General features: G+C 38.0%; 3 protein-coding genes. 2 read left to right on the plus strand and 1 reads right to left on the minus strand.

Translation table 11 applies throughout. The annotated features are described in order from the left end of the window. Positions 1-199: 199 nt before the first annotated feature. Positions 200-724, minus strand: coding sequence for a UpxY family transcription antiterminator (locus BW976_RS16855; protein WP_076374511.1), 525 nt, complete (start codon positions 722-724; stop codon positions 200-202). An 838-nt stretch (positions 725-1,562) separates the two neighbouring features. Here BW976_RS16855 and BW976_RS16860 point away from each other — a divergent pair. Both BW976_RS16860 and BW976_RS16865 read left to right on the plus strand, forming a co-directional pair. Next, positions 1,563-2,303: a thioesterase II family protein gene (locus tag BW976_RS16860; RefSeq protein WP_076374513.1), complete on the plus strand. Its 741-nt coding sequence runs from the start codon at positions 1,563-1,565 to the stop codon at positions 2,301-2,303. Between the two features lie 1,011 nt (positions 2,304-3,314). Continuing rightward, a partial coding sequence (locus tag BW976_RS16865) for a non-ribosomal peptide synthetase (RefSeq protein ID WP_076374515.1) occupies positions 3,315-11,374 on the plus strand: 8,060 nt, incomplete at its 3' end.

Consider the following 11,374-nt stretch of genomic DNA (forward strand, 5'->3'; position numbering starts at 1 on the left):
AAACATCCGAATGTGATTGGCCAGTTTTTATTTAATATCATAGGTGTAATAATATAAAGCACGACATTATTGAATACTTATAATTTGATAATAATCCAATAAGCAAAACGTTTGCCGCGGAGGGATATATTCATAATTTGCCCATAACATAAGTTTTAACACTTATTAATGGTTGTAAAAAGCATGCAGTAACTCTTGCCTATTGTTTCACCAATTTAATCATTGATACATCAGATGTATCAATATCAACCGAGATTATTTGGTTAATGGCGGAGATTTGAACACAAAACCTTGACCTGCCATTTTTTCTGTATACAATCCCGGTGAGTCCGTCAAATATGCCTCCCTGGATAAGTACCTTGTCACCAACTATCAAACGTTCTTCCACGCTTAAGTTTGAAGTACCCATCATTTTTTTTATTGTTTGTATCACCTCATCCCCGACAACAACGGGGTTGCCATTAAACGCGATAAAGTGCGAAATGCCATGAAAATCGAGTACTCTAAAACATTTGTTTGTTGTTGTTTGAACAAAGATATAATTGGGGAATAACGGAACTTCCGTTTTTTTCTTTCTGTCGCTCCACTGTTTAACAATTGTATGTACCGGGAGAAATGAGTTAAAATTGTTTCGTAATAAATGATTGTGGACTTTTCTTTCATACCTGGGATATGTATAAAGTATGTGCCAGTTAAGGTTAGGTGCTGAGTCTGGATTAGTCATAAGTACAGTTCGCTGTCAATTAGGTCAGTAATATGTTTTTACTTTCTGGTAACGTGTTTAGTAATTAGATTTTAATAATGTAAATTCAATTATATGAAAAAAAAATAATTCATATAACTGGTAATTAGTAATAGTATGAATTTTCGCATAAACGCAATTAAATACATACATGACGTAACAGTAAATTTACAAAGAAATGCTTCAAATTACCAATACCATGTATGGCTTGTGTATTTTAGCGATGTTTTTATATATGGAAAAATATGTTTGTTAAAAAACGATAGAAATGTATTTTATATTTGTTTTATAAATCTTAACTATTATTTTTAGGAGCTGATAATTAAGAGGAATTAATGTACGAATTACTACGCTTCTGAATTCCCTGCTTCAAGACGGTGAGCGTTGATTGTGATTATCTTACAAACTTTTTATAAAAGAGCGATTATTGTGAATGCTCTCAGCGGAGCTATTTATTAACCCTGTTTTACAAAGCTCTCATATATTTAAGGTTTCCGTTGATAATTTGTACGTTGCAACTCTATGTTAATTCGACTGGCAGCGCTTTTTTTTTAAAAGAACCTGGCAGGAGTAATCACACTCCGGTGTATTGAATGGCCTTGGTGCTAAAGGCCTATAAAGCAGATGAAAATATGCATCATTGATCCGATAAATCTTTTATCAAAAGATTTAGTTAGGAGGGTGATGACTAAATCTTCAGCTAAAATAGGCGACGTAAATAAACAAATAAAGGTCTGGCCTGTCGTCTCAGCTCCAAAAGAGCACTCCTTCCATATATTCTGGGAGTTGTGATTTGTACTTAAGCTAAACTTTAAATAAGATGTTAAAATTAAAATTATTCTGTTTTCCATATGCAGGGGGATCTGCGGCGATATACGCCCGATGGAAGTCATACTTGAATATGGATAGCTGTATAGAGTTAATTCCGATAGAATTGGCGGGCCGGGGAAAGCGCATATCAGAACCGTTAAATCATGACCTAGAAGAGGTTGTTGAAGATTTGTATCAAAAAATTAAAAGTGGGATAACCAATGGCCCGTATGCTTTTTTTGGACACAGTTTAGGTGGATTATTAATCTATGAGTTGGCTCAGAAAATAAAAGGGCTTAACATAAGGCAACCGGTTCATCTGTTTTTTTCTGGTAAATCAGCACCGGATATTGCAGGGCCTGTGAGAAATAAATATCATTTAATGGATGATAATGAGTTTAAACAGGAAGTAATAAAACTTGGAGGAACGCCCCCGGAGTTTTTTGAGCACCCCGAACTCACAGATCTTTTCCTGCCCATGTTAAGAAATGATTTCAGGTTAGCCGACACTGGTTTTGCCCAAAGAAGAGTAATTCCTTTTGATTGCGATATCTCGATATTTTCAGGAAAGGAGGACTACAGGATTTCGAAGGAACAAGTTGAAGCTTGGAAAACACATACACGTGGTCTATGTGCATTTCACTATTTTAATGGCGGACATTTTTTCCTTCACGATGAAGCGGTCGATATTATCAGAATTATTGATAATACCTTGAAATTTACTCTGCAACAGAAATGGAGTACTGCTTGAGTCTGCGAATTTGCTCATACAGGTAGAAAATACATATTAATATATTTTAATCAAGATTAATTACAAGTGTGATTGTTTGCAAATAGAGGTAGTATTTACTCGCTATAAATAGGAAAATACTATATAAATTGTAATTTAAAATCCAAAATACTTAATAAAAATTTCCTAAAGTAACTTTTATTTACATGATAGGAAATATTAAATAAAAAAAATATTTCTTGGTTTTTATAGAAAAATTCTCATAGATTTATAAGCAAATAATACCCGGTTTCTGATAGTTTATAATATAATTAGGGTTAACGATTAAACGCGCCAAAAGATAGCATTAACTGAAGACTGGCTGTAAGATTTAAACGGGTTATTGTTGCCGGAAAAAAGTGCAGTAATAACAAAGCAGGGCTGGTAAACTTTAAAACAGATAAGCTTGTTGCTAAATAAAAAAAGTTATATCATTTTCTTGATCTTTTAAAAGATGAGATGTGATACAGCTTAAGCGAAGCTATGTACTTTTTGTTGACGTATTCGTTTTTTAGCCCCCAGTTTATAGTTTTTGATCGAATAGAGCTAGTTTAATACGATAACATTTATTTTATGATCTATTGATTTTATTTAAATTAGTGGTTTAGGATGTTGTTATCTAACCGCTTCGCTGTTTCCATTTTTTATCCACCTGTCTGATTATGATGTTGTGCGTTTACTTTAAAATTGCTTTCTGCAATCTGCTTAAATATAAGCCCTAATCTTTAATTAACATCTCAGGATTGACTGTACAAAGAACTTGGGGTTAATAAATATCACGCCCGCGTTGGTCATATCATATTTACCGGTAACTAACCGTTTCTTATAACCCGTTTTCGATGTGCCGAAGATTGATAAATGGCTATCATGCCAATTTGTTAAAGCTATCATGCTTGAGTAAAATCAAGTTTTATTACCCTTGCTCACCGATTTTGATCTGACCAGCTTCTGCTGAAATTTTAGAAATAATTTAATTTTAATAAGTACTTCAAGATGATCGATAATAACATCGAAAATAGACTACTTTCTGACTATTGGATCAACAAGATAAAAGACAGAAAAACTATTCGTAAAGAGCACACATTTTTGTCCCACACATCCACCATCAGCAGTAAAAAGCTGGCCTATTTTAATAGGGTTACCGGAGAACGCGTAATAACAGAGTATACTGTGTTGCTGGCTATTTATGCATTGTTGCTCAAAAGATATTTTACTGAATTTGACGGAATGGTTTTTTCTGTAGATCACTATCCTGTCTTATTTTCTGTATATCCAGAGAAAGACATTACAATAAAGGAATTTCTGTCAGAGATAAAAAGTGAAGTGGAGGACGTATACTTTCATGCTAAATATGATATAGATTCTTTACAACAGAGAAATATTTCGCTCGCGGAGCTTACTCAGTTTGGATTGTTATACAATGCAGATACGTCAACTCCGCTACCATTTTTGTTGAACGTGTGGAAGGAAAATGGGGATTTGCATTTGCAGCTGGACTATGCTGAGCGCTTTGTAAATAGTGAACTGGCTAAACATTTTCTGCACAACTATAATTTATGGGTACAGCAACTGGAAGAATATATAGATATAATTGACATCCCGATTCTACAGGAAGAAGAGAGGCATGTTTTACTCTATGATTTTAATAATACGGTAAGGGTTTATCCCGAGGATAAAACAATTGTAGATTTGTTTGAGGCACAGGTACTAAAATCTCCTGATGCAATAGCCGTGAGTTTTGAGGGCAAAGAACTTACTTATGCCGGGTTAAATGCAAAGGCAAATCAACTTGCACACTATTTGGTCGATCATTATACTATTTCAGCTGACGATGTGATAGGAGTACTGTTGCCAAAATCAGATAATGCACTAATTGCCATACTTGCAATATTGAAAACCGGTGCGGCCTATCTGCCAATTGATGTTAATTATCCTGAGGAGAGAATAAACTATATTATAGCCGATAGTGGTGTTAAAATCTTAATCAATGATGAGATAGATGTTCAGAAGTACGATATCTCAAATCTATTGAGAGATATATCCCCCGCAGATCTCGCCTATGTAATTTATACATCTGGTTCTACGGGCCGACCTAAAGGTGTGATGGTTGAGCACAAAGGCAATGTGAATATGTCGCTGGATCAGATACGGTTATTTGATGTTACCCAAAAGGATAAGATCGTATGGTTTGCTTCCATGGCATTTGACGCGTCTATTTCCGAGATTATGATGGCGTTATATAGTGGTGCTACATTGATTATTCCGGGGGAAGATGTTGTGAAGGAACATACTACATTTGGATCGTTTCTTAAGCAGACTGCTGCAACAGTGGTCACTTTTCCTCCGAGCTATCTTGATTTGTTGTCTAATGAGGATATCAGCGGATTAAGGTGTGTTATTTCGGCAGGAGAGGCCGCGCATGTGCAGCGGGCCATTACTATTGCAAAAACTATTAATTATTATAACGCTTACGGGCCTACAGAGTGTGCTGTTTGTGTTTCAGTGTATAAAGTAAATGCGAACGATAAGGTTATTCCTATAGGGAAGCCAATCGCTAATTTGCGTGTATACATTCTGGATGATTATTTCCAACCGGTGCCTATTGGGGTTAGCGGTAAGATGTATGTGGCGGGAGTAGGTGTGGCGCGGGGATACCTGAATAAAGATGCACTTACATCTGAAAAATTTGTAGCAGACCTTCTGGGCGATGGTAGAATGTACGACACAGGTGACACTGCACGATGGTTACCTGACGGAAATATTGAATTCCTGGGTAGAGTTGATGAGCAGGTGAAGTTACACGGCTTCAGGATCGAACCTGGAGAGATTGAGCACGCGTTATTCCGTGCTGTTGATGAATTGCAGCAGGTAGCGGTAGTAGTGAAGCAGGATGTGCTGGTTGCTTATTATGTATCGGCTTATACTATTGATAAAGGATTATTACGCGAGGGTTTGTTGAATATACTACCCGAGTATATGGTGCCATCCTTTTTTGTACAGTTAAAAGCTTTGCCGGTGACCCCAAATGGTAAAACCGACAGAAAATCTTTACCGGATGTACAACAGGATGATGTGATCCATAAGTTATATGTGACGCCGGAGAATGATATAGAGAAAAAAGTTGCTGATATCTGGAAGAGAGTATTAGGTATTGAAAGAGTTGGCGCTATGGATAACCTTTTTGAGTTAGGTGGAAACTCTCTGCTGATTACAAAAGTAGCGGCCTCCGTCAGAAAAGAATTACAGGTAGATGTACCACTGAAGCAAATGTTTTTGCATCCTACTGTGCGGTCTTTGAGTAATTACGTGAGCAGGCAGGATAAGCATGTTTCATTACCAGTAATTGAGCGGCATGAAAGGCCCGCTCAGATACCTTTGTCATTTTCACAGGAACGCTTATGGCTGGTGCATCAGATAGAAGGCAGTAGCCATTATCATATTCCTGTTGTGTTACAATTACAAGGAGATATTGATAGAGATATACTGGAATATGCATTTTGTGCGCTGGTGAACAGGCATGAAGTATTAAGGAGTGTTATTGTAGGTTCATTTCAGGTGATATTGCCGGAAGGACAATGGAGAATGAGCGACCATAATGGGACTCTTGAAGAATTTATATCGATGCCTTTTGATCTTTCAAAAGACCATCTGTTTCGTGCGAGTCTTTTTAATGGAAATCTGCTGGCGATTGTGTTTCATCATATTGCGGTTGATGGTTGGTCTATGCCAATAATGGCAGCAGAGCTTACTGAGCTATATTTATCAGCAAAAGAAAAGAGGGAAGCCGTATTGGCTCCTCTTGAACTTCAATATGCGGATTATGCTATCTGGCAGCGCAGTCATTTAAAAGATGAATATTGGGAAAACAGAATTAAAGACATGTCGCTACTTGAGTTACCACTTGACTTTGCTAAACCGACACTAAAGAGTATTAAAGGGGCAACATTATTTTTTACTGTTAACAAGGAGCTGACACTGCTTTTGAGGGATTTGTCTGAGAAGGAGAATGTAACCTTGTTTATGACCTTGTTAACCGTATTTAAAACTCTTTTATACCGTTATACAGGTCAGGAAGATTTGAGTGTAGGATCGCCGGTAGCCAACAGGGGGCAGGACGAAATTGGGCCTTTAATTGGTTTTTTTGTGAATATCCTGCTATTACGTAATGATTTTAGCGGTAACCCTGCATTTAAGGAACTGCTTGCCCGTGTAAAGGAAAGTACCCTCGAAGCTTTATCGCATCAGGATATCCCTTGTAATGCACCTTTACTGAATGTGCTGTTTGTTTTGCAGAATAATGAACAAGTGAAAGATTATCGTATCGGAGATGTAGGTTTCAATATATTGCCTGTTGAACAGCGGGTTTCTAAGCTTGATCTGACTTTTAACATTACCGAAACCTCGGAAGGACTGGATGTAAGTATCCAGTATAATACGGATTTGTTCTTGCCTGGGACAATTATGCGGATGATGGAACATTTTAAAATGTTGTTATCTGCTGTAGTAGATAATCCGGAAACACGGATAGGACATCTAAACATGTTGCTTGCAACTGATGAATTCGCGGGAAACCGGATATCTTATAATAAAGCACTTACACTTGTTGATATATTTGAAAAACAGGCTTTTACAACGCCTGATGCTATAGCCATTGTTTACGCGGAAAAAAGGATTACCTACAGAGAAATAGATGAGCGGTCTAACCAACTTGCACACTATTTGATAAAACATGACGTAGGTAAAAATTCAATTGTGCTGTTATGTCTGGATGGGGCTTTAGAAATGGTGCTGACTGGGATTTTAGGTATTTTGAAATCAGGCGCGGCTTACGTTCCACTTGACCCCGATTATCCACAAGAGAGAGTTGAGTTTATTATTAGGGATACGAATGCACGTTTTGCTGTTAGTGACAGTTCATGCGGAGCTTTACTGCATACTGATACAGTCCATATCATATTCCTGGATGAAGAACTGGATGAGCCAAATGTTAAGATTGTAACAGATTTAACTGCCGACGATCTGTTATATGTAATTTATACTTCGGGTTCAACAGGGCAGCCTAAAGGTGTAATGATTACACACGGTAATATAACAGATTATCTGTATGGATTGTTTTATACTGTTGATATGTCATCGAACCTCAGTTTCGGTTTAATGTCTTCTATTTCTACTGATTTAGGGAATACGGTATTATTTGGTGCCATATTTTCTGGGGGTACTTTGCATTTGTTTTCGAAAGACACATTGAGGACGCCTGCTGCTTTGCACGCTTATTTTGGGCAACATGTAATTGATTGCATCAAGATAGTTCCCTCTTACTGGAAATCGCTGCAGCATGGTGAGAACTATTTGCTGCCTGAGCAAATGATCATATTTGGAGGAGAGGAATTGCCCGGCATTTTATTACAAAATATCCCGTCGCTTAAAGTAGTGAACCATTATGGACCTACGGAAACCACTATAGGGAAGCTGTTATTCCAGACAGACCCTTTAAGTGATTGCAGGGTAGTCCCCATCGGGCGGCCTTTCTCCAATACCGATATTTATATTGTTGATAAAAATTTTTCTTTGTGCCCCGTAGGGGTAGCAGGAGAGTTATTGATAGGTGGCGATGGTGTTGCGAAAGGATATTTAAATCAGCCTTCGCTTACAGATGAAAAATTTATCATTAATCCATTTGATGAAGGCAGGCTTTACAGAACAGGGGATTTGGTAAGCAGGCTTGCAGATGGAAATATAGTATTTAAAGGGAGAATTGATGAGCAGGTAAAAATCCGTGGTTATCGTATAGAACCGGGAGAGATTACATCGGTGCTGAATCAATTTGTACATCAGAGTGTGATAGTGGTAAAGGAGGATACAGGAGGTAATAAACGCCTGATTGCATATGTTGTTCCTGATGGTAAATTTGATAGGGAGTCAATATATAGGTACCTGAGCAATAAGTTGCCTGCTTATATGGTGCCTTCCCAAATAGTGGAATTGGAAGTATTACCCCTAACGTCAAATGGAAAGATAGATAAGAAGGCGTTACCAGATGTATCTTTTGTCGCGAACAATTATGTCGCCGCGCGTAATGGATCTGAAGAGATATTGGTGAACATCTGGAAAGAATTATTACATCTTGAACGGGTGGGTATTCATGATAATTTTTTTGAACTGGGAGGAGACTCCATTATCAGTATACAGGTGATGAGTAGGGCTAATCGTCATGGGCTTGCGCTACATCCACGACATATATTTGAATACCAGACTATCGCCGGACTGGCTTTACATTTGCAGGAAATCAGCATTGAAACAATAGCAGAGCAAGGACTTTTGACAGGAGAAGCAGGTTTGTTACCTATACAACGCTGGTTTTTAGAAACTGATTTTCCTGATAAGTCTCATTATAATCAATCACAGTTATTAAAGATAGATAAAAAAATAAGCGCCACACGTGTCAAACTTGCTATAGAGGCCTTGATAGTACAACATGATGCTTTGCGTTTCAGATATATTGAGGATAATGGTATATGGAGGCAATTTTATGGCGATGTAAAAGACGTTGTAGATGTACATGAAGGAGGGGATATTACAGAGTTGTGTAATGTAGCTCAAAGAAGTCTTGACATTAGTACCGGCAGATTACTGAAAGTATTGCTGATACAAACTCCTGCAGATGATACTTATAACAGGTTATTTATGGTGATCCACCATTTGGCTGTGGATGGTGTTTCCTGGAGAATACTGCTTGAGCAGTTTCAGGAATTGGTGATAGTGGATAATATTGTGCCGGCTTTAAAAACAAGCTCTTACCGGGAATGGGCTGCTGTTTTGAAGAACTATGAAGCAGGTAATTATTGGAAAGGAATTATAAATAAGTATGTGACTTTGCCTGTTGATAAAACGACGGATGTGGTGATAAGAGCTGCAGACAGGGAAACATATAAAGTGGTGTTGGGCAAAGAGTTTACGCGTGCACTACTGGCAGATGTGAACAAAGCATATAATACCGAGATCAATGATATTTTATTGAGTGCATTGGCGAAGGTATTGTTTGAGTGGACTGGTGCGTCAAGTAGTTTAATAGGCCTGGAAGGACACGGCAGGGAGCATATTGCCGGAGATGTCGATATCAGCAGAACGGTTGGTTGGTTTACTACTGTATATCCGTTGCTACTGGAAATAGAGGGTGGGTTATCATCTGGAGAACTAATCAGTTGTGTAAAAGAACAATTGCGCGGCGTTCCTCAAAAGGGGTTGGGATATGGCTTGACAGGATTGAAAGGCCAATGGGATATTGTTTTTAATTACCTGGGACAGACCGATAATATAGCAAAACTGATAATGCCGGCGGATGAAAATAGAGGCGATGATATTAGTCCGGCATTTCCTTTTAACAGGAAGCTGGATGTGCGTGGTATTATTAAAGATGGTGTACTGGTTTTGGACTGGAGTTATTCTCAACTACAGTATTATCCAAAAACGATAGCTGCACTGGCAGCTTCTTTTATTGATCATTTAAAGCAATTAATTGTTCATTGTAAAGAGCATGACCGAAGAGAATTTACACCTTCTGATTTTGGACTTGCACCAGAAGTGGGATATAAAGAATTATATGCGTTTTGGGCAACTAAGAATATCAGTGAGGTATATCGCCTGAGCCCATTGCAAAAGGGAATGTTGTTCCATCATTTGTATGATGCGGATGCTAAGTCTTACCGGCAGCAGCTACAGGTTGATTTTAGCGGGAATATCGATGTGGCTGCATTTGAGGCCTCATGGAATTATATTATTTCAAAGCATAGTGTTTTAAGAAGCAGCTTCGTGGCGGATGAATTGAGTATTCCAGTCCAATGCGTGTATGAAAATGTGTCTGTGCCGTTTGAAGTGCTGGATATGAAAGGTTCTGAAGTGGACGCCTTTATACAGTCAGATTTACAACGTGGTTTTGATTTTAAAGTAGCACCCTTAATGCGGATTACTTTGATCCGGTTAGGAGCTTCATCTTATAAAATGGTTTGGACACATCATCATATCATATTGGATGGGTGGTCGAATTCGGTGTTGTTAGCAGCATTTAAAGAGACTTATGCAATTTTTGTCAGTGGAAATTTTCCAGCTGCGAAAGGAGAAGACAGATATGCAGATTATATAAAATACATAGCGAAAACTGACAGTACAATAGCCGAGGGGGCCTGGAAAGATTATTTATCGGGTTTCAATGAGAAGACATTATTGCCTTTTGCGGGAAAGGTTGCTGATCATGAACGTAGCAAGAATGAGGGTAGGGTTGAGCATAGGCAACTGGTAATAAATGCGCAGGAGATAAAGGAGTATTGCCAACGAAATCAGTTAACGGTAAATACTTTCGTGCAAGGTGTATGGTCTTTGTTATTGAGCAGATATACGGCATCTCCGGATATAGCATTTGGAGTAGTGGTGTCTGGCCGCCCGTTTGATATGCATAATGCCGAACAACGTATAGGACTATATATAAATAATCTTCCTTTGAGGGTGATGATGGATGAGAAGAAAGACACTGTGTTGTGGCTAAAGGAATTGCAAAGGTCTCATACTAATATCAGACAATATCAATATACTTCTTTGAACGAAATCCAGCATTGGATAGGGATGAGCGGGGACCTGTTTGATACCATCCTGGTATTTGAGAACTATCCTGATATGGATGCCGGAGAGAACCTGTTATCTATAGATAAAGTGTCTATTAACGAGCAGACGAATTACCTTTTGACTATTACAGCAGTAGAACAGCATAATACGCTGAAATTTAACTTTAGTTATAATGCTGATTTACTCTCTGCTGGTGATATAGAGATGATAGTGGAGCATTTTCAGCATGTGATACCGCAGTTATTGCATAAAGAGAATCCTGCTGCTGTGAAGCTTATAACACCCGCGGAGGTTAAAAAGTTATTGGTTGATTTTAACTCAACTGAAATAAGTTATCCTTCTGATAAGACGATAGTAGATTTGTTTGAGGAACAGGTAGCAAAAACACCTGAAAATATTGCGCTCATTTTCCGTGGGGAGGAATTGACGTATAAAGA

Source organism: Mucilaginibacter lappiensis (genome assembly GCF_900155965.1).
Lineage (GTDB): Bacteria > Bacteroidota > Bacteroidia > Sphingobacteriales > Sphingobacteriaceae > Mucilaginibacter > Mucilaginibacter lappiensis.